Annotated in this window: 12 protein-coding genes; 3 read left to right on the top strand and 9 right to left on the bottom strand. The window is 40.6% G+C overall.

Annotation, left to right across the window (positions count from 1 at the left end; all coding sequences use genetic code 11):
- On the bottom strand, window positions 1–755 hold a 755-nt coding region (locus tag AC1DRQ_RS05240; protein ID WP_477422650.1), incomplete at its 3' end, for a FecR family protein.
- Between the two features lie 173 nt (window positions 756–928).
- Window positions 929–1,411, bottom strand: a complete 483-nt coding sequence (locus AC1DRQ_RS05235; RefSeq protein WP_429397504.1) for an RNA polymerase sigma-70 factor — start codon at window positions 1,409–1,411, stop codon at window positions 929–931.
- Window positions 1,412–2,010: 599 nt separating this feature from the next.
- On the opposite strand from AC1DRQ_RS05235, the gene AC1DRQ_RS05230 reads away from it, so the two are divergent.
- Window positions 2,011–5,673 (top strand): CheR family methyltransferase, encoded by a 3,663-nt coding sequence (locus tag AC1DRQ_RS05230; protein ID WP_477422649.1) that lies wholly within the window; start codon window positions 2,011–2,013, stop codon window positions 5,671–5,673.
- A 118-nt stretch (window positions 5,674–5,791) separates the two neighbouring features.
- Here AC1DRQ_RS05230 and AC1DRQ_RS05225 read toward each other — a convergent pair whose 3' ends face one another.
- The 3 genes from AC1DRQ_RS05225 to AC1DRQ_RS05215 form a co-directional block, all read right to left on the bottom strand.
- Window positions 5,792–8,191: an ABC transporter permease gene (locus AC1DRQ_RS05225; protein ID WP_477422648.1), complete on the bottom strand. Its 2,400-nt coding sequence runs from the start codon at window positions 8,189–8,191 to the stop codon at window positions 5,792–5,794.
- 90 nt (window positions 8,192–8,281) lie between these two features.
- Entirely contained in the window at window positions 8,282–10,657 is a 2,376-nt protein-coding gene (locus tag AC1DRQ_RS05220) for an ABC transporter permease (RefSeq protein WP_477422647.1), read from the bottom strand.
- Between the two features lie 327 nt (window positions 10,658–10,984).
- Window positions 10,985–11,362 carry an RNA recognition motif domain-containing protein gene (locus tag AC1DRQ_RS05215; protein ID WP_477422646.1) on the bottom strand — a complete coding sequence of 126 codons (378 nt, stop codon included), beginning with the start codon at window positions 11,360–11,362 and terminating at the stop codon, window positions 10,985–10,987.
- 491 nt (window positions 11,363–11,853) lie between these two features.
- On the opposite strand from AC1DRQ_RS05215, the gene AC1DRQ_RS05210 reads away from it, so the two are divergent.
- Window positions 11,854–14,730 carry an endopygalactorunase gene (locus tag AC1DRQ_RS05210; protein WP_477422644.1) on the top strand — a complete coding sequence of 959 codons (2,877 nt, stop codon included), beginning with the start codon at window positions 11,854–11,856 and terminating at the stop codon, window positions 14,728–14,730.
- Window positions 14,731–14,794: 64 nt separating this feature from the next.
- Here AC1DRQ_RS05210 and AC1DRQ_RS05205 read toward each other — a convergent pair whose 3' ends face one another.
- From AC1DRQ_RS05205 to AC1DRQ_RS05195, 3 genes are all read right to left on the bottom strand, one after another.
- Window positions 14,795–16,906 carry a discoidin domain-containing protein gene (locus AC1DRQ_RS05205; protein WP_477422642.1) on the bottom strand — a complete coding sequence of 704 codons (2,112 nt, stop codon included), beginning with the start codon at window positions 16,904–16,906 and terminating at the stop codon, window positions 14,795–14,797.
- 247 nt (window positions 16,907–17,153) lie between these two features.
- Complete coding sequence (locus tag AC1DRQ_RS05200; RefSeq protein ID WP_477422641.1) at window positions 17,154–18,242, bottom strand: hypothetical protein; 1,089 nt, start codon at window positions 18,240–18,242, stop codon at window positions 17,154–17,156.
- A 126-nt stretch (window positions 18,243–18,368) separates the two neighbouring features.
- Window positions 18,369–19,712 carry an FAD-binding protein gene (locus AC1DRQ_RS05195; protein ID WP_477422640.1) on the bottom strand — a complete coding sequence of 448 codons (1,344 nt, stop codon included), beginning with the start codon at window positions 19,710–19,712 and terminating at the stop codon, window positions 18,369–18,371.
- A gap of 164 nt (window positions 19,713–19,876) precedes the next feature.
- Between AC1DRQ_RS05195 and AC1DRQ_RS05190 the strand changes: the two genes are divergently transcribed.
- Window positions 19,877–20,401 carry a hypothetical protein gene (locus AC1DRQ_RS05190; RefSeq protein WP_477422638.1) on the top strand — a complete coding sequence of 175 codons (525 nt, stop codon included), beginning with the start codon at window positions 19,877–19,879 and terminating at the stop codon, window positions 20,399–20,401.
- Window positions 20,402–20,472: 71 nt separating this feature from the next.
- On the opposite strand, the gene AC1DRQ_RS05185 is transcribed toward AC1DRQ_RS05190, so the two are convergent.
- Window positions 20,473–21,507, bottom strand: coding sequence for an LLM class flavin-dependent oxidoreductase (locus AC1DRQ_RS05185; RefSeq protein ID WP_477422637.1), 1,035 nt, complete (start codon window positions 21,505–21,507; stop codon window positions 20,473–20,475).
- Between the last annotated feature and the right edge of the window lie 113 nt (window positions 21,508–21,620).

Genomic DNA, 21,620 nt, shown 5'->3' with positions numbered 1-21,620 from the left:
ATTTCATACTCTGTACCCCTTGTAAGTGAGGCAACCTCCAACACGGGATGAGCTTCTTGCATAATTGTTTTTTTCGATTCAGAAAATACTGCCTTCTGATGCGGGTGCAGGGTAATAGCTGCAGCATTTGTTGAGCTTAAGAAAACCCTTCCTGTTAAAACATTCACCTCTATTTTATTATGGGTATGCTTAATATTAAAGCTTGTACCTAATACACGTGTGGTTAAGCCACCGCAATGAATAATAAAGGGATGGGCAGCGTCTTTTGCAACCTCAAAAAGGGCTTCACCTTCCAGATCAACATTGCGCAAATTTCCCTTGAATTTTACAGGGTAAGTCAATTTACTGTTCCCCTTCAGCCAAACAATACTACCGTCTGAAAGAATACTTTTAGTAATGTGCCCGGTTGAATTAGATACAGAAGCATATTGATGTATATTAAAAAGTTCTTTAAGCTGGTTGCTAAAAGCAAATACTAAAATCCCCATTAAAACTATACACGAAGCAATTTTTAACCACGGCCTCATACTAATAATAAAGAACGAGCTTTCCCCGCTTTTTGCAGGCATTATCCTGTTCATTAATTCATCGTAAGTTTTTTTCTGAGAATCATCCCGTTCCAAATCTGTTAAAGCGCCAAACGCCTGCTCATCATTGATGTACCTGAGCCACTCCTCCACTTTGAATTTTTCCTCTATACTTAACTGATCTTTTAAATACAGGTCAATTAATTTTTCAAACTCTTTATCTTGCATCCATGTTTACTGCAATTTATTGCAGCGTTCTATATGTAAGTAAACTCAGCAATACAAAACACCTACGCATATTTAAGATTTTTTTATAAAAAATTAACATTGACCACAAAATATGCAATCAAAACATAAAATAATTGTTAAAACAACAGAAACAGTGAAAATAAAAGAGATGATTACATCAAAAAATCGCCCAATGAAGAGCGCAGATACTTTAATGCCTTGGTTAATTGATTTTCGACCGTTTTGTGCGAAATATTAAGCAGATCTGCAATGTTTTTTATAGACTTATGCTCGTCACGGCTTAATCTATAAATTTGCTGGCATTTTTCGGGGAGTTTGGATACCTCGTTTTCAACCTTGGTTTTTAAATCAGAGAAATAAATATTTTCTTCATTTGAATTATCAAAGAAAATTTTCTCAAAAGAGGTATAACTGGCTGCATAATCCTTCTTTACTTTTTCAGACTTGATATAATTCAAGGTTTGGAATTTAATGGCCGTAAACAAATAAGCTTTAAGGGAATGGGTTATGTTTAATTCGCCACGCTTATTCCATAATGAAAAAAAGGTTTCCTGCACTATTTCCTCACAAACAACTTTATTTCTTAAAATATTATAGGCATAACCGTAAAGTGAAGACCAGTACATTTGATATATTTCCTCAAATGCAGCGATATTTCCTTTCTTTAACTGAAAAAGGACACTTTCCTCACCATATTTAAGTACTTTTTTGATAAATTTTTATATTTAGTTAAAATTTACGTTAAATATAAAAATTATAGTCAATAAAAATTGTATTTATAACAATTTTACCAACATCAATCACAAATTTTACAATTTAAAATCCCATACAATCAAAAAAACCGAGTTTTAATTTTAAATAAATGTTGAAAACATATTTAATATCAAAAAAAATCAACAACAGAATCAAACATCTCAGGAAAACTCACCTAATTTTATCGAATGTACCGATCATATTTATTCACCTTTAGGCAATTAATCTTAGCGTTATTTTGTTGATCTCTATACCATTTCACTACCCTCGATTACGCACCAAGCTTACAGGATTTATCCCCGCTGATCACAGCAATTATATAATTTAACTATAATTAAAACAAACGCTAATTTTGTTACTTTAGCAATATATCTTATTGGCTTGTTTTTAACACAGACCGATTACTTACATTATTTATCTACTAATTATTCCGAATTTTCCAACAGGTTTTTGTCATGGAAATTAAGCTATATCTGTTTTAATGAAAAAGGTTGCCAAAGAAAATAATTCTGCTTTACAGTTTCCGGTTGTTGGTATTGGTGCTTCTGCAGGCGGGTTGGATGCTGTTCGCTCGTTTTTAAAGGCATTACCTGCCAAATCAGGCATGACCTTTGTTTTTATTCAGCATTTAAGTCCGCAGCATGAAAGTATTTTACCAGAGTTATTACAAAAGGTAGCGCCATTTCCGGTTCAGCAGATCACCGATAATATACACTTAGAGCAGGATCACCTGTACATTATACCCCAAAACAAGGTGGTGACCGCTATAGACGGTGTACTTAAACTGACACCTTTAGACAAGGATCATAAAAAGAGTAATACGATAGACCTTTTCTTTTCTTCATTAGGGATGGTGCATCAAAGTTATGCAGTAGGTATCATTTTATCGGGCGCTTTAAGCGACGGAACACTTGGCCTGCAGGTTATCAAGTCATACGGTGGTTTAACGTTTGCCCAGGACGAAGGATCTGCAGCGTTTGACAGTATGCCTAAAAGCGCCGTTAAAGCTGGTGTGGTTGACTTTGTTTTGCCACCCGAAAAGATCGCTGAACATTTGATTACCGTTAATCATCCGTTTCATACAGATTATACATCATCAGAAATAATCTCATCCATCCCAGAGCAGGATAACGAGGTTTTTAAACAAATACTAACTGTACTTCGTGTACGCCGCGGGGTTGATTTTACTTATTATAAGCAAAGCACGTTAAAGCGTCGCATCATTAGGCGAATGGCCTTGAACAAAATTGAAAAACCTGCTGATTATCTTGGCTTTTTACGAGAAAACAAAGGTGAGCAGGATGCCTTATATAATGACATGCTTATCTCTGTCACTAATTTCTTTCGCGATACCCAAAGCTTTGAAGTTTTGTGCAGTACCATATTTCCGGAATTGCTTGGCAAAAAAGCTGATAAGGAATCACTAAGGATCTGGATAGCCGGATGTGCTACCGGCGAAGAAGCTTATTCTATGGCTATGTGTTTACAGGAGCAGCTTGGCGATAAAGCCGCGGCCATGAAGATCCAGATATTTGCTACCGATATTTCTGAAACCGCCATTTCCAAGGCACGTAATGGTATTTACAGAGCTTCTGAATTACAAGGTGTTTCTGCATCCAGGCTGCAGCAATTTTTTATTAAACAGGATGGCACTTATCAGGTAAGTAAAATCATTCGTGATATGTGCGTATTTGCTCATCATAATCTGCTTAAAGACCCCCCATTCTCCAAAATCGACCTGGTTAGCTGCCGCAATGTTCTGATCTACCTGGAACCGGTTTTGCAGAAAAGGGCCTTAACCACATTTCATTATGCTTTAAATGAAAGCGGGTACCTCATGCTGGGTAAGTCAGAAACCATCGGGACAAATACCGATATCTTTACAACCTATAATGGTACCGAAAAAATATATACCAGGAAAGGTCCCTTAGGCCGGTTTATGGCTGTAAGCTCTCCGGGCAGGGAGCAAACTTTCAGGGAAATTGATAAAAATGTTCAAAAGGAGAGCGCGGATAAAGACATTTTCAAGATGGCTGATGAAGTTATGCTTGCCAGTTTTATGCCACCAGCCGTTTTGATCAATGAAAAATTTGATATTATCCAATTCAAGGGTCCAACAGAAACATGGCTTGTTCACCCGGTAGGCAAGCCAAGCTTTAACCTGTTAAAAATGGCCCGTGAAGGCTTGTCATTTGAGTTGCGTAACATCCTTCACCTGGCAAAAAAAACAAATTTGCCGGCCCGTAAATTCGCGGTCTTTTTTAAACTAAATGGGTTACAGCATTTTGTTAACATACAGGCCGTGCCGCTTAAAGATACCATTGAACCTTATTTCCTTGTTGTTTTTCAAAATGCTTCATCAACCGGGGTTCAGCACGTACCCGATGAGATCAATCCGGCCAGGGAAAGTGTATCATATGATGAAAACGACCTGCGTATTGAACAACTGGAAAAAGAACTGATCCAGGCCCGTGCAGATATGCGCGCGATAACCGAGGAGCAGGAAACCTCCAATGAAGAACTTCAAAGTGCTAACGAAGAGCTGCTTTCAGGAAGCGAGGAGTTACAAAGCCTGAATGAGGAACTGGAAACTTCAAAAGAAGAATTACAGAGTACAAATGAGGAGATCATGATAGTCAATAAGGAATTATTAGATAGGAACGATCAATTGAATAATGCACGCCTTTATACAGAAGGCATTGTAAAAACCATTCGTGATCCCTTGCTCATTCTTGACCACGACCTGCGCGTAAAAAGGGCCACCACCGGGTTTTATCAAAAATTCAAGCTCACTGAGAAAGAAACGGAAGGCTTATATATATATGAGCTTGCTGATCATCAATGGGATATTCCCGAGCTGCGGATGTTGCTGGAAAATATACTGCCCGCGAAAAAGGAAATGGAAGATTTTGAAGTGGAACAGATATTTCCAATAATAGGAAAGCGATCTATGTGCCTAAATGCCCGGCAAATTGATAATGTAAACGGGGAACAACTCATATTACTTGCTATAGAAGACATCACTGACAAACGGAAAATAGAACAAGGCTTAGCCGAGGTAGAACGTTTGTTAAATGAGAGCAAGGAAAGATTAAAATTTGCTGTTGACTCCGCAGGCTTAGGCACCTGGGATTACGCCCCGCAGACCAGAGAACTTGTATTGGATAAAAGGTGCAGGGAAATATTTGGATTGTTACCCTCCGACCCTATCACTATAGATGTATTTTTAGAAAAGATTCATCCGGATGACCATACCCGCGTAGAAAACAATATTCGCGAAACCCTGCATGGCATTAATTCAGGACAGTTTGATATAGAATTCCGCACAATAGCTATCTCCGAAAAAAACAAATGGCTTAAAGCCAAAGGCCGGGCCTATTTTAATGAACAGGGAGTCGCCATTCGTTTTATAGGCACTTTACTTGATATTACGGTGCAAAAATTGATTGATGAAGCTACCCGTGAACTATTAAGTAAAAAGGATGAATTTATTAGCATAGCAAGCCATGAACTAAAAACACCCGTTACCAGTCTTAAAGCCGTACTGCAAATTTTGGAGCGTACAACTTTGGATAAGGAAGAAATGAAATCCGTCCATGCTTTTGTGCAAAAAGCAAATAAACAGGTAGATAAACTCACCGAACTGATCAAAGACCTGTTAGATGTTACCAAGATACAGGCGGGCAAGTTAGAATTAAAGAGAACCAGATTTATACTTAGTGAATTAATTGAAGAGTGCTGGGAAGGCTTACAAGCTAATACACTGCAACATCAGATCCTTTTGGAAGGTGAGGCTAATGTTGAAATTTATGCCGACAGAAACCGTTTGGAACAGGTATTAGTAAACCTGATCTCCAATGCTATTAAATATTCGCCAGAAATCGATAAAGTGGTCATTACGGTAGAGAAACTGGCCGAAGGTGTAAAAATCGCGATCACAGATTTTGGGATAGGGATTCCACAAGATAAAATACCATTATTGTTTGACAGGTTTTACCGTGTTGACGAAAACTCTCAAAGATATGCAGGCCTGGGTCTTGGCTTATTTATATCCGCTGAGATCGTTAAACAGCATCAAGGGCATATTCATGTGGAAAGTAAAGAAGGCAAGGGATCAACTTTTTGGTTTACTATACCCAAATAAACTCCCCGCTTTTCATAACAAAGCCCCGCAAAATCGCGGGGCTTTGTTATGAAAAGCGGAATGKCAAACAACTTACCTGCCCCTTTTATTATTTATCACTTATTTATAGCCTGGAGCTTTACTCCGTTTTTAAACTCTTAACCGGGTTGGCCAAAGCGGCTTTGATACTCTGATAACTAACTGTTAGCAAAGTGATCAGAACAGCCCCAAAAGCAGTCAATACAAATATCCACCAGGTTATTCCGGCATGGTACTCATAGTTTTGCAGCCATTGATGCATAAAATAATAAGCAACCGGGGTTGCTATCACCAATGAGATCATGACCAGAGCTACAAAATCTTTCGACAACAAACGCCACAGGTTAAATATCGATGCACCCAATACTTTGCGTATACCAATTTCCTTGATGCGTTGCTCGGCCATGAACGAGGCCATACCAAATAAACCAAGGCAGCTGATAAATATGGCAAGGCCTGCAAAAAAACTCGCCAGTTTGCCTATCCGTTCCTCATTATCAAATTTTTTGGCATATTCTTCGTCAGTAAAACGATAATCAAAAGGCGAACTCGGGTCATACTTTTTAAATATGGATTTGATCTTGTTTAACGCATCATGAGCACTTACAGATGGGGCAATTTTAATATTGATGTTTGACAGGCTCTGCCATCTTGGTAAATAGAAGAACGTTTGTTTATCGGCTTCATACGCTGAGCGGTTTACCATATCTTTTACCACACCAATAATTTTATATTTCCCGTTACCAATCCATTCAACAGTTTCACCTATCGGGTGTTTCAGTCCCATGAATTTTACGGCTGCTTCGTTAACAATAAAACCCGAAGAATCTGATAAGTAGGCAGGGTTAAAATCCCTTCCCTCCTTTATTTGCCAGCCTACGGTTTTTCCAAAATCGGAGGTAACAGCCATGCTATTAAATTGTTCCTGTAAGCTGGGATCCTTACCCCTCCATTTAAAACCACCGTTTGAAATATATACCGCAGTAACCGGGCTTTCTGATTGGGACACATTAGCTACTGCACCACTGGTAAGCAAGTCATTTCTTAAAGCCTGGTAATGTTTATTAATATCATTAATTTGCAGGCTTACGTTAAGCAAATTTTCACGGCTATAGCCAACCGGGCGGTTTTTGGCATATTGTATTTGCTTAAAAACCACAATAGTGCCTATGATTAGCACTGCCGAAACAGTAAATTGCATTACCACCAGCACCTTACGCGGAATGGCTGCCAAACGGCCTACCCTGAAGGTACCTTTTAATACTTTTACCGGGTTAAAGGATGATAAATACAATGCCGGGTAACTGCCTGCTATAAGACCGGTGAACAGGCTAAAACTAATACCCAGCAGCCAAAACAGAGGATTGCTCCATAAAATAGAAACATTTTTATTAGCAAGATGATTAAAGCCAGGTAACGACAATTGTACCAAAAGCAATGCTAAAAAGAATGCGAGCACGGCAATTAACAATGATTCGCTGTAAAACTGCGCTATAAGCTGCCCTCTGACCGAGCCAATAGCCTTACGGATCCCGACTTCCTTAGCCCGTTTTTCGGAACGGGCGGTGCTCAGGTTCATGAAATTGATACAAGCCAGCAGCAGTACAAACAAGCCAATAATTCCAAAAAGATATACGTACTGGATGCGGCCACCTGTATTAATGCCATTTTTAAACTCACCATATAAATACCAGCGGCCCATGGGATGCAGGAAAAGCTTAGCGTTGTAACGGGCATCGTCATTGTTCTTACTTTGCAGGTCATCCAGCTTTACATTCTTAATTTTAGCCGAAACATCGCTCATATCAGCGTTATCAGCAATCTGTACAAATGTTTGAAACCAACTGGCACCCCACGGATTATTAAATTTGGTGGCATAGCGTTCGCTTATGGCCAGCATTTGCCAGGGGGCTATAAAAGTAAGATCGCCAAATGAAGAATTTATGGGCAGGTCTTCATATATGCCGGTTACCTTGGCATTTAATTTTTTATCAATTTTTATCAGTTTATTTATAGGATTGGCATTGCCGAAAATTGCCTGGGCTGTTGATTGGGAAAGTAATATAGATGTGGGGTCATTTAAGCTAACGGCGCTTCCCTTCAGCATTTTCAGGGATAACATATCCGTAATACCAGGCTCCATGTAGTTGCCGTTTTTGGTAACGTTTTTTTCACCGTAGCTTAAAATATGATCACCTGTCCATGATGATATAATAACATGTTTAAAACTGCTCCCATAGTTATTCCGCAGAGCCGGAGCTAATGGTAAAGCCGACGCCCCCCCAGTTTGTATTTCTTTGTTGACCAGTGCATTTTCCCATACTTTGGCAATACGGTCCCGGTTTTTGAAGCCAGTATCAAAAGACATTTCGTCCCAGATCCATAAACCAATCAGCATGGCAACAGCCATCCCCACGGCAAGGCCACCAATGTTAATTAACGAAGAAGCCTTGTTTTTAATAAGATTTCTCCAGGCGATTTTCAGATAGTTTTTTATCATGATATTAAATATTAAAACCTAAACTCTAAAAACTAAATTCTAAAAGCTAAAAACTTTCGGCTTTGAGCTTTAAGCCTTCGGCTACTATGCTCACTCGCTTCTTAAACTCTTAACCGGGTTGGCCAAAGCCGCTTTGATACTCTGGTAGCTTACCGTAAGCAAGGTAATAACGATGGCGCCTGCTGCCGTTACTGCAAATATCCACCAAGAAAGTTCTGCACGATAACTGTAATGCTGCAGCCAGCCATCCATAAAGTAATATGCAATTGGTATGGCAATAAACAGCGAAATAATTACCAGTGCTACAAAGTCTCTTGACATTAAACGCCATAGGCCAAAAACCGTAGCACCAAGTACCTTGCGCACACCAATTTCCTTAACTCGCTGCTCGGCCATAAAGGAGGCCATACCGAACAGACCAATACAACTAATAAAAACGGCAAGAGCGGCAAATGACCTGGCCAGTTTTCCAATGCGTTCCTCACTGGCGAACTTTTTAGCATATTCTTCATCAGCAAACTGGTAATCAAATGGCTGCCCGGGAGCATATTTTTTGTAAGCCCTATCAATTACTTGTAATGCATCAGAGGCACTTGCTTTGGGGTTAATCCTGATGTTAATTATGCCTGGCTCGTTACTGATATAGAATATAGTTGGTTTAATCGGTTCATAAGGCGATTCGACAATAACGTCCTTGGTAACACCTAAGACAGTATATTGATGCTCATCCCAGTTAATAAGTTGTCCAACCGGTTTTTTTATCCTCATATATTTTACTGCAGTCTCATTCAAGATCAATCCAAACTGATCTGAAGTAGAAGATTTAGAAAAATCGCGGCCATCTTTTAATTTCCAATTTACAGTATTACCGTACTCGGGTGTTATAGCGAACATCGCAAATTCATCGACCATGCCGCCTGGTTTTCCTTGCCAGTTGAGACCACCTACAGTTCTGCTGCCGCGCGTAATCTGATTGCCGGACTCAGCGGCTTCAGCAATTATTCCTGTAGTTAACAGATCGTTTCTGAAGGCGTTGAACTTATTGTGCAGGTCTTCCGAATATGGTCTTACCATCACTAAACCTGCCCGACTATAACCTATAGGTCGGCTCTTCGCATACTCAATCTGCCGAAAAACTACAATTGTTCCAATAATCATAACAACAGAAAAAGTAAATTGGGTTATAGTAAGTATTTGTCGAGGTAAACCGGCCATTTTTGGTGCACGGTAAGTTCCTTTTAGCACTTTAACTGGGTTGAAGGATGAGAGATAAAATGCAGGATAACTACCTGCCAATAATCCACTCGTGAACGCAAAACTAATACTTAGTAACCAAAATACGGGTTGTGTCCATAAAATGACCATTTGCTTTCCGGATAATTGATTGAAGAATGGTAGCATGATCTGCGTTAAAATGACCGCTAATAAAAATGCTAATGTTGCCATCAGCAACGATTCGCTCAAGAATTGCACGATCAACTGGCTTCTCAGGGAGCCTATCGCTTTCCTAATCCCAACCTCTTTTGCTTTTTTTTCTGAGCGGGCAGTATTCAAATTCATGAAATTAATAAATGCCAGTAACAGCACGAAGGTGCCAATAATGCCAAATAGCCAAACATATTTTATGTCACCACCAACACTAACTCCATTTTTAAAGTCAGCATAAAGGTGCCAGCGGCTCATGGGAAATAGAAAGATTTCAGGATTGGCCTTTTGTCCATTTTCGTCAACATTATTGAATTTGATTTTCCTTATTTGCTGCGAAACATCTGTCATTTCATTTTTAGCAAATATTTGGGTGAAGATTTGAAAAGAGTTATGGTTCCAGTCGCTTTGTGCCTGCCTTACATCCGAAGTGCGAGCATAACTTTCCCAGGGCGCTATAAATAAAACATTATTGAAAGAACTATTATTTGGCAGGTCCTCGTAAACACCCGTTACCTTTAAATTAATCGTATCCAGTTTGAGCGTTTTTTCTATTGGATTTTCACGGCCAAAAATAGCTTTAGCTACAGTTGATGAAATTAAAATAGATGAGGGGTCTTTTAACCCGGCCCTGGTCCCTTCAACCATTTTTAACGTTAGCATTTCCGGCGCATCAGCATCCATAAAATTGCCGGTTATTGATAATTTTTTGTTCATAAAGGAAAGAAGATGTGGATTTGTCCAGGAGGACAAAACAACATATTCAAATTTGTCTTTATACTGTTCTTTAAGCTGAAAAGCCGCAGGTATAGGCATAGCTTTTAGTACCGCAACTTCGCCGTCTATTGTTTGTCGTTGCATTACCCGCGCGATATTATCGTAGTTTTGATGGTATTTGTCAAATGCAAGCTCATCCCATATCCACAGACCGATGGAGATAGCCACAGCCATACCGACAGATAAACCGGTTATATTAATAAAAGAACTAGCCTTGTTTCTGATAAGATTTCTCCAGGCGATTTTTAAATAATTTTTTATCATAGCAGTCTCTGATTTGGTACGACGTTAGACTTATAACTATCAATACGATGCCACTTTTTAACAAATTGATTACCAGTCAATTATAAGCATTAAAAATTCACTCCTGTATCAAAAGCGAACGCCAATTGTCCGATAACGGTCAAGATTTTAACGGACGAGTTATTCAGATAATGATCAAAAAATAAAGCCGTTATGATAAGGCCGGATCATAATTGTTCCAGATGGCTTGGGGCCATTAAGCATGATTTTTTTTTGGGAGCTGGAGTTTCCCGGCTGTAGTGCTCTTATTATTAATGTAACAAACAGAGGCTGTTTATCCGGGCAGACTTAAACCGCCCTTCTCGGGCGTTTCTTCTTAACTTCAGGGGCATTACCTGATGGCTCAACTTTTTTATAGCTGGTTTCAGGGGCATACGATTTAGGTTTAGGTGCCGGGGTATATGCCTTTTCGGCGGGCACACGCTTATCTACAGCCACCCTTACACTGATCTGACGTCCATCAATCTCAGCACCATCCATTGCCGCAATAGCACGATCTRCTCCCGCCTGATCTGTCATCATAATAAAGCCATAACCCAGGCTTTTACCAGTGAACTTATCAGTAATGATAGTGATCGTGTGCACTGTTCCATAGGCGCTGAACAATTCTACGAGTTCAATCTCTTCCATATCACGCGGGAAGCCCACGATAAATAACTTGATCATAATTAATACCTCTAAAAATAGATATATGTGCAAATATAAATAACAAGTGGCAAAACTACTTCCAACATGAAGATTTAAAATGATCTTCGCCTATTTTTTTTAATAAAAACTTCATTAAGCAGCAGGAGAAACCTCGCAGATAGACAATAACCTGTGCTTTTCAACCCCTTCTTCCCTTTCCTCCTCCCCGTACCTGTTTAATAAGTTAAGTCAATATGATTGAATAGATGGTCAATTCAGCATCTTAATTCAGTATTTGTTTATATAATTTCACTCATTCAAAAGCATTGGGTCCGCCCATTATTTACCATTATAAATTTATGAGCAAAGCCCGAATCTGTTATACCGGATAATTTCATAAAATTAAACTTTAAACATCAGATAATCAAGCCTGTTATGTCATTAATATGAATAAGTTACTAACGCTAAATTTTATCACTCTTTTATGTTTCACTATACCAGTAATAACTGCTAAAAGCCAAACGCGACCTTTGGGTAGTACAATTATCTTTGGTAAAGATGCCCAAAATATAGGCCGCATAACAAATGACACTCTCGTGCTTATTACAGGCAGCACCTATTTGTTTACTGTAGATACGCCAGAAGATCAGGGACTGGTTTCTACAAAAGTTGATGTAAAAGATCTTTCGCTGCAATTGGCCGCTGCTGATGGATCGATTCAAAAATACACAGTTACGGATAAGGATGGTACAATAAAAAATGAAGGCGACATTATTACCGGCGACCGCCTTAAGGTAACACCGCAAAGAGGTTCATCAACCAAAACTTATTATATTTCGGTTCAGCAGATGGCACTTAGCGGGCGCTTGAGTTTAGTCCAACCCAAACTAACAGCGAATACCAACCACGACCTGACGCTCTACTTTGCCGCGGGCCAGCGGAGCCTCGATGCAACAGTGAAAATTCATATTCCGGCAGGGATATCTGTCACTATGGATAATACTACTGTAAATGTTATTGGCCGGGGCGATGTAAAATTAAGCGGACTTGCCACACAATCTATTGGCCGGGTGGGCACAAAATATTCTTATTCGAAGGTTGGCGATGTGGTGATAACAAAATCGGCTGGCTCGGGTTCAGACCTTATATTCAGGCATCTTGATCTCAGACCGGCAAACGGTGCTGATCTTAAAATAGTGATAGCTCACGTAAACCTTAAAAAAATTGGGAAATACCTGTTCAACGCTTCTTATACCACATCCAAACCAGAGATACTGACAAGCCCCGGCACAGGTTCAGAAACAGCTACCCTAACCGCAACAAGTACTATTTCAGACTTTGCCCGGATACCGGATAGCGCCATGCAATACAAGGAAACACCCACCACCTATACTAAGACAAACTTTAAGTGGGGCCAGGGCGGCAATATCCGAAGCATGCAATTAATGCAATCTGCAAACGGGGGTAAAACGTGGTCGGCAGCATCAGCGCAAATTGATCCAAAAACTGCTACAGCTTCAGTTTCGGGACTGTCACCAAATAAATTGTACACTTTTAAACTTCGGGTTAAAGATGGTGAGCATAAGGGTTTTTCGAATCCCGTTTCCTTTTACTCCGGCAAAATGGATATTAAAAGCTTTGGAGTAACCGGCAGCGGTACTGATGATACGGAAGGTATAAACCGCGCCATTGCATATCTTAATCAACTTGGGGGCGGCACGCTGCTGTTTACCAAGGGCATTTATATGGTACGTACCGTTCATTTAATGAGCAATGTGTACTTGTACCTGGAAAAAGACGCTGTCATTAATGGATTAAAAGGCGGAGACGCGCCGGAATCTACCTGGTTTAGTGATAAAAAATATCGATCAGGACTGTCTCCTACTGATGCCGGGCCTTATGCTGATCCCGAAAACTATATGACTAAGCAGGATGTTGGTCATCATTATTTTAAAAACGCTATGTTTTTTGGTGAAAGACTGGATAATATTAAAATTATAGGCAACGGTCAGATCAACGGGAATGGCAGTTTAGTTAACGGGGATAATGTGATGAAAAACGCACCAGATAGCCGTTGTGATAAAATGTTTTCACTTAAACTATGTACCCATATTGAAATTGGCGGCATTTACCACCAGGAAGATCTGTGGTATGATGAGGCAAAAGACGAGCCCTATTATATTGGCAAGGATGGTTCAAAAATAGAAGATAGCTATCACATGTTAAAGATTGACCGTTCCGGGCATTTCGCATTACTGGCTACGGGGACAGATGGCATTAACATTCATGACACCTATATCTGCAAGAACAATCAAACCAATGTGCGCGATGTGTATGATTTTATGGAGTGCAACAATGTAACGGTTACCAATATATTTTCGAGGGTTAGCTCTGATGATGTGGTGAAACCCGGCTCGGATTGTTCTTTGGGCTTTACCCGGCCGGCAAGTAATTACATGGTTCGCAATATCATTGGCGATACCAACTGTAACCTCATTCAAATAGGTTCTGAAACGGTGGATGATATTACCCAGGTATATGTTGATAATATTTATGTGCTGGGCGCTAACAAAGCGGGGTTCTCCATTTCAACCAACGATGGTGCACATGTAAAGGATATTTATCTTAACAGCGGTCGCACTGGCCCTATTCGCGAGCGTTCAAAAATGTACAGGGCTACCACACCATTTTTTATCTCCATCTCAAACCGGGGTCGTGTTATTGGTGCCGAAGCCGGCAGGTATGTATTTACTGAAAACGGCAAAAAACATGATGAACTGTTGGTTAAAAATGTAAACATAGGTGAAGTGGAAAACATTAACCTGAAAGGTTTAGATGTTTACGAAGTTTATAACGGCAGTTCATACAGCGGCAAAAGGTGGAAACCTTATGATGGCACACAGCGGAAGGCAACACCTATTATTGCCGGTTACAAACTACCTGATGCTGCTGACGTTACCGGTGGCCTTGATTTTAAACTGCCTAATGGCAAGCATACCGGCTATATTAAAAATGTTGTTTTTGATGATGTGCATTTCCTTGTAAAAGGCGGAAACCCGGTAACAGATACCACCAATGTGCCGCCCGAGCTGGGTGTTGGGCAGTACAATGTTGCGAACCTGAACATCCAGCCTTCATATGGCTTATGGGCCCGGCACGTAAACGGGCTTTCGGTAAGCAATTGTACATTTAATTATGAGAAAAGAGATAGCAGGTATGCCTTGTTTTTTGACGATGTAATTGATGCAAAGATCTCGGCGGTAAAAGCAGTACGTGCGCAGGATAATACCAACCTAATAGGGCTTAAAAAGTCTACTAACGTACAGGTGCAGGATTTGATTTACTATAATGATACCTGGGGAAATGCACCAACACCTTTAACCAGGGTTAATGGTATTGAAAATTAAGATCAACACACTATCAATGAAAGTAAAACAGCACCCTCAAATGAGCTTGCTGTTTTTTATGCTTTTACTTTGGTGCTTTCTCCAGATACAGGCCTACCTTTTTTAGCGCAATGAATGCATTTGCTTTCATGATGGTGACCTTAACCTTCCAAACAGTTGTTTTAGGAAATCTATCTATCTTATGTTCACCTATGCTGGTTCCCTGAGCCAGTAGTTTCCAGTCACTATCTACCTGCCCTTCTACTTTATATTCCTGTACACGCTGGCCCAGTTCCTTCACTTCACTAAGAGCCACTGCATTAATTTCCACAGGGTTCTCCATGTCCAGCTCTAATGTCGCGCTGATTATATTATCATTTGTAGCCCAATATGTTTTGGGATCTCCGTCTAATGCCCGCTCCCCCAAAAAACTTTTTGTTGTTCCTCTGATATTACTTGCCGAAACCGGGCGGTGCAGGGCAAGGTCCTCTCCCAAAACCGGGTCCGTTTCTTTACGTAAAGGCGGCAAAAGTTGTATATGTTTATTATGAAACACACTTTGACTATTGGATGCGTAGCCAATGTTCTTTAATGCCTGCACACCTAAACGCTCTGCTAACTGGGCCAGATAAAGACTTTGTGGAGCCACTGGTATTCCATGCGAATCATAATTACCATCAGCCAGTACCGGCCCAGTATCAAATAAACGCGCGGTCCGTAACCTTTCCCCAATATTTCCAATAGCCCAGTTAACGGCACCGGGAGGGTTTTGGATAATATAGGTTTTAGCGATATTGTTCCAGGCCACTCCCCACCCCATCGTCCAGCCATGACCAGAACCGGCTACCCCACGGTTTAAAAAGTCGATACCCCCTTCAAGTAAAGTGCAATTATCTACCAGCAAAGCGGTAGCCCAGCGCTGATGAGGTTGCAGCCTGCTCCCATACCCCCTGAACGTACTGTTAAGCACCACGTTGGGGCCAGCTATCAAACTGCTTGTCCATACAAAATAGGTATTTCCTCCTGTGCTTTCACAACGGTCAACCAGGTTCTGGCTTCCTTCAAAACTAAAATCGGCAGGTTTTGATGCCCCCAGGTTAGGATAAGTATGTTTGATCACAACTTGCTGCATGGTAATACGGTTACCGGCAAAAACGGTGGTATTCATTGTTTCTTCAAAAAACACATTTTTTACCCAGCAATCATTCCCGGCTACGCGGATCCCTGAATAAGGGGCATTGCCATAGGAGCTTTCAAGCGGCGGGCACTGTACATGCAGGTTTTCCACACCTGATTGCGTAACCTGTACCGCGGTTTTTATTTTCAGCACCTTTGTTCCCGGAGGGTTTAAATATTTGGCATCATATGAATCGGCAAGGGGAACATCAACATAAAGCTTATTACCTGTAATCGCGGTGATCTTTCGCTGCATGATCAAAGCACGGCTTTTACCTATCCAGGTTTGCGGTTTGCCATCCCGTACCAGGTTATCCATCTCCATCAGGCGTATCCATGCCTCTGTTACAGGTCTCTGAATTTCTATGGTATCACCAACCCGAAAACCTTTTATATCAGCTACAGTAAAAGAAATCGCGCCCGAAGGAACATAAGCATCACTTATGGTTGTTGATGCCGGGCCAAATTGAGGACTGGCCTCGGGAACCGCGCTTTCTCCGGGCAGTTGGTTACTCCTGCCCATACCAATGGCAAAAGCAACATGCCTGCCCCCCGTCATAAAAATGGTTGTTCCTCCCTTGTCACTACCACTGCCCCGCAGCACAACGCCACTGGCTGCCATACTAAGGGTAGCCGAACAGGTAAATTTACCCGGCAGCAATAATACAGCTCCCCTAAAACCATTTTGTAAAGGCATAGCCGATACGGCATTAATGGCTGCCTGAATAGCCTCCGTATCGTCATTACTACCCGAAGGCTTAACCGTATATTTAACCGGAACTACGGGGAGGGCTACACCGCCGCCCATATAACCTGCATGCGAAAAATCCATGACCTTATCTCCGGCGGGAGTTGTTTTGTAAATAAGTTTACCTCCTTTACCGGGATAAACCCATTCACTTTTTCCAGGAGGTGGAGATTTAATTTGCTTGTTGGCACGGGCAGGTTGTTGTGCATAGAGACTGCCGCCATATATCCATAAGGATAACATGGCCACTGTAATTACTAATGGCTTATTCATTTTAAATTATAATTGGATTGCTTGGAACAATTGCATAAATGTATTTAAAACAATTCCTTTTTAATGTTTTGCCATGTAAAAAACTTGTGGTATTACAAACTTTATATGAATGCCCTGGGATGGCATTTTTCCTTATATTAACTTGAAAATCAGCTACACCGAATAGTTAGTTTAAATATTATAGAAAAAGCCATTAGTTTTTCAACTAATGGCTTTTATATGCGCTAAGTTCAGCAATGAATATGCTTTATTTAGGCTCTGTAGGTTTTGCGGCCACGTATGTAAATGAACTTATACCCGCCAGGTATAAAAGCACATCGGGTATAACAGGCATGGTTTTATTATGAATAGTGTATAAAATATAATATACCCCCAGTACGATGTTCCAGGCTACGATCTGAAAACGCTGCATATTGATCGTATTACCATCACTGAGAATATCGGTCAGGAAACCAACTGACTTTTTAGGCGTAGAGCTCTTACCAGCCTTCTGTTTCTTAAAATAATCAATATACTGAGCTGTGCCATTAGTACCCATACTGATGCCCAGTAAAACAAGGATAGATGTATTTAATGTTGACGGAATCTCTGTCAGCAAAAGTGAGTAAACAAATCCGCCGATCACCAGAACCGTCCAAAAGGCCAATTGGGCTTGCGCCAAGCTGTATGCACCATTCTTAGTTTCCCTTAAAATATCTGAGTTGACAATAAGATAGCCAAGAACTATCAGCAAAACCAGGTAAATAATGGTCATCCATATAAACACTGTATAATTAAAATAGGTGATGGTCAGCTCTGTATTAGCCTTATTCTTATCCAATACTTTAACAGGCAGCATACCCTCCCAGGCCACAGATAAATGTACTTTCAATTCGTTCTGGTACCAGGAGCCGGTAAGCTTATACAAGTAATCCCATGCCGCTTTAGTAGAAGTATCCCGTCGTAACTGGAAAGTGATCCACATGACCGAATCGGTTGTTTTAAAATCAGCCTTACTGATATTATTAAAAAGATCAGATTTAATGCCATTGAGCGGTACTCCTTCTGCATATAGAACTATCTTATTACGGTCGGCAGGCCGTGTATTCATAAATTCCATAGGATTAGTGATCTCTACCAGGATCAGATCACCGGCATATGCCCTTTTGCGGGCGTGAAAGCTACTATCAACCCTCCTTGCTGCCACATCAATAACATACGAAGTTTTAGGAACAACATTAACGGCGGCGGGTGCAGGGGCCGGATTATCAGGTACCGGCTTTGATGGCGCCTGATCAAAGCAAAAACCATTTGTGCCAACAAGCAGCAAAAAAATGGCAAGAACCCAGGTTTTCATTTTCATAAACTTATGGATAAGTTGAGGTTAAATATTATCAATAAACATAAATCAATTTTATAAATTTAACAACCTTTTTACCAGATAGTTACCATCAAAAAAAGACCACAACCAACGGGTAGCTATTTATACATTATAAATTTCCCGGCTCAAAAAGTCATTCCTGAATTTTCCATGCGGATCATATCCTGCTATGATCTTTTTGAAATCATTGAGTTTTTCATAGCGTGACTCCAATACTTTTGGCGACATGGTAAATATTTTGCCCCAATGCGGCCGGGCATTAAAAGGCGAAAGTTCCTTTTCAATAACGGGTAATAGTTTTAATACCGCTTCGGTTTCCTGTTTCCAGGTAAAGTGAATGGTAACTGAAGTTTGATCATGGCATGGGCTCATCCATAATTTATCAGCTGCAATGGTGCGGATCTCTGTTATAAAAAGATGCGGCCCTATCTGCTTGCCCAACCGTGCAACTGCCTGAATAGCTTCTACCGCATGACGCAGCGGCACAAAATATTCCGATTGTAATTCTTTGCCGCTACTAGGTGTAAATCCCATTTTAAAGTGTGGCAACCGCTCATACCAGGGACCCGGCACGCCCATTTGCTCCGTGCAATTTTCGGCAGAGAGCGCAATAATAGGGTGCAGGTTTTTTGTAGCTGCCTTTGCGCCGTAAAACTTAGGCCCGTTTTCGTCCTTATCAGTATCTATGCGGCTTTTTATCCAAACCTCATTAATACTATCATTTTGCCAGTCGGTAAATAAACTAACGCTATAACCTGCGGAAACTATTTTTTCAAAATTCTGCTTAACCTGCGCCATAGGCATATTTGTAAATACCCGCTGGCGCATCATGTAGGTTGGTACTATTTGAAGTGTAACTTTAGTTATAACGCCCACAGCACCAAGTCCAACTACAGCAGCGTTTAGCTTTTCTGCATCCGCGGCTTTTGAAAGATGGATCACACTACCATCGGCTATAACTATTTCTAAAGCAGTTACAGAGCTGGCCAGGTTACCATTTTTAATACCAGAGCCGTGCGTGGCCGTTGTACAAGACCCGGCAACCGAAATATGGGGTAACGAAGCCAAATTATGCAGTGCAAACCCTTGTTTATGTAAATATGGTGCAAGTTCACCGTATTTAATACCACCTTCAACTGTAACGGTATGGGCTTTTTTATCAAGGCTTACTACCTTGTTCAGGTCTCTTGTTGAAACCAGGTTATCCTTGCTATCGGCAATAGTATTAAAACAATGTCTTGTGCCCAAAGCCTTAAGCTTACTGTGTTTTTTAACCAGCTGCTGTACTTCCTCAACAGATTTTGGATAAAATACATTATCGGTACTATAGGTAAGGTTTCCGGCCCAGTTTTTTAATTTTTTAGGTTGAGCCAATGCTCCGAGTGATGATAATAAGGGTGTGGCCATCAAGGTGGTACTTAACTGGATAAATGTTTTTCTCTTCATAATTTTTTAGGTTACAACAATGTAACACTAAAAATTCAGAAAGTAAAGGTACTTCTGTTTTTTATGGAAGCTATAAACAAGCTGTTAATTTATTACCCGGTTAAAACATTTTGCGTTTAGCGTGCTTTAGTATATAATCAATTAAACCAATAGTTTATACCATTATGAAACATGCATTCATTTTTGGCACCAGCATATTTTTAAGCAGCCAAAACACGGTGACTCTTGCCGATGGTGATAAAAGCACCGAATTTTTAAAGATCCTTTCTTTTTACAAACATCAAAAAGGCATGGCTGATCATGTGCTCACCATTGATGCCAATATATCTTCCCCGGCGGGTGACGTGATCAGGATAAGCGGTAATCGTTTAGAAGAAGGAACCGTTGGCTTTCATGTAGAGACTGATCCTAATCGCGTTTGGGTGTACCAATCAGGTCATCATGAACCGGTATTAGATGTTTATCAGTTAAATGAACATGAATATGCCGGCCTTTCCAGTCACATTAGCAATGAGATAGGTGTTCAGCATCCTGATGCGGTATTGACCATTAAAGGTAATTTCAGGGTTGGCAATGCGCATTTTTTAATTGAAAACGAAAAAATGTTCATCAACGATAACGGCTTTGCTAATGGCGTAGATAATTCGCACCATGGAATAATTTTAACAGACGGACATACTGTAAATTGATACAGAAATTTGCAAAACGCCCTTTGATCAATTGATCAAAGGGCATTTTGTTTAAAAAACAGCGGGTTTAATTAATGGGCGGCTAAAGCGGAAGCCCCAATTTCTTTCAATGCTTCTGCAAAAACCTCGTACGAACGGATCCTGGCTCCCTGATCATAAATATGCGAAGTGACCATTATTTCATCAACCTGGGTTTTCTCAACAAAGGCTTGAATTTCTTTTTTTATTTTTTCACGATCGCCGGTAAGTAAATAGGCCAGCATTTGGCTTACTGCGTAGCGTTCACTAATATTCCAAACATTATTCATGTGCTCAACAGGTGGCTGCAAAAGTTTACGGTTTCCGGTAATTACACCCAGGAAAAATTGCTGTACCGATGTTGCCAGCCGTTCGGCTTCTGCTTCAGTATCGGCAGCTACCACGTTTACACAGGCCATTACATAGGGCTCATCCAGATGTTCTGATGGTTGAAAATTCTCCCGGTATAAACTGATGGCTTCCATAAAATAAGTTGGTGCAAAGTGACTGGCAAAGGCATAAGGCAAGCCCATAGCCGCTGCTACCCGGGCGCTATCGGTACTGGAACCTAAGATCCAGATAGGTACATCCAAACCCTCGCCCGGAATAGCCCTCACTTTACTATCCCAGTTATCATCCGAAAAAAAGTTTTGAAGCTTTTGAATATCCTTAGGGAAATTATGGGGTAAGTTAAAGTTGGCACCTCTGATGGCCATTGAAGTAACCTGATCAGTACCCGGCGCACGCCCTAAACCCAGATCAATACGGCCGGGGTATAGTGATGCTAAAGTTCCAAATTGCTCGGCTACGATCAATGGAGCATGATTGGGTAGCATAATACCACCAGAACCCACACGAATGGTTGATGTTCCACCGGCAATATGCCCAATAAGCACCGCAGTTGCCGAACTGGCTACATTGATCATGTTATGATGCTCGGCAAACCAGTAACGGGTATAACCCAATTTTTCTACTTGTTTTGCCAAATCCAGGCTGTTTGCAAAGCTATCTGCGGGCGTGTGACCTTCTTTTACGCTTGCCAGATCTAAAACGGAGTATGCTATTTTCTTTAATTGTTTGGTGTCCATTATTTTAATTTTTTCATGCAGCCTATCATTTTTTAAGATTACGGCGTGCACATTATTCAAATTTAAAACTTCTGTAATGGAACTCAGGAATTACCTCGTTTATATGACTTTAC

This window comes from Mucilaginibacter sp. P4_E8, assembly GCF_056401495.1.
The sequence above is the reverse complement of the archived record's forward strand: the minus strand, read 5'-3'. Positions and strand labels throughout refer to the sequence as shown.

Bases quoted from the DNA above. Each gene is read 5' to 3' on its own strand.
- AC1DRQ_RS05225 (WP_477422648.1), bottom strand. From the start codon at position 8,191: ATGATAAAAAACTATCTGAAAATCGCCTGGAGAAATCTTATTAAAAAC.
- AC1DRQ_RS05200 (WP_477422641.1), bottom strand. From the start codon at position 18,242: ATGAAAACCTGGGTTCTTGCCATTTTTTTGCTGCTTGTTGGCACAAAT.
- AC1DRQ_RS05195 (WP_477422640.1), bottom strand. From the start codon at position 19,712: ATGAAGAGAAAAACATTTATCCAGTTAAGTACCACCTTGATGGCCACA.
- AC1DRQ_RS05185 (WP_477422637.1), bottom strand. From the start codon at position 21,507: ATGGACACCAAACAATTAAAGAAAATAGCATACTCCGTTTTAGATCTG.
- AC1DRQ_RS05205 (WP_477422642.1), bottom strand. From the start codon at position 16,906: ATGAATAAGCCATTAGTAATTACAGTGGCCATGTTATCCTTATGGATA.
- AC1DRQ_RS05230 (WP_477422649.1), top strand. From the start codon at position 2,011: ATGAAAAAGGTTGCCAAAGAAAATAATTCTGCTTTACAGTTTCCGGTT.
- AC1DRQ_RS05190 (WP_477422638.1), top strand. From the start codon at position 19,877: ATGAAACATGCATTCATTTTTGGCACCAGCATATTTTTAAGCAGCCAA.
- AC1DRQ_RS05220 (WP_477422647.1), bottom strand. From the start codon at position 10,657: ATGATAAAAAATTATTTAAAAATCGCCTGGAGAAATCTTATCAGAAAC.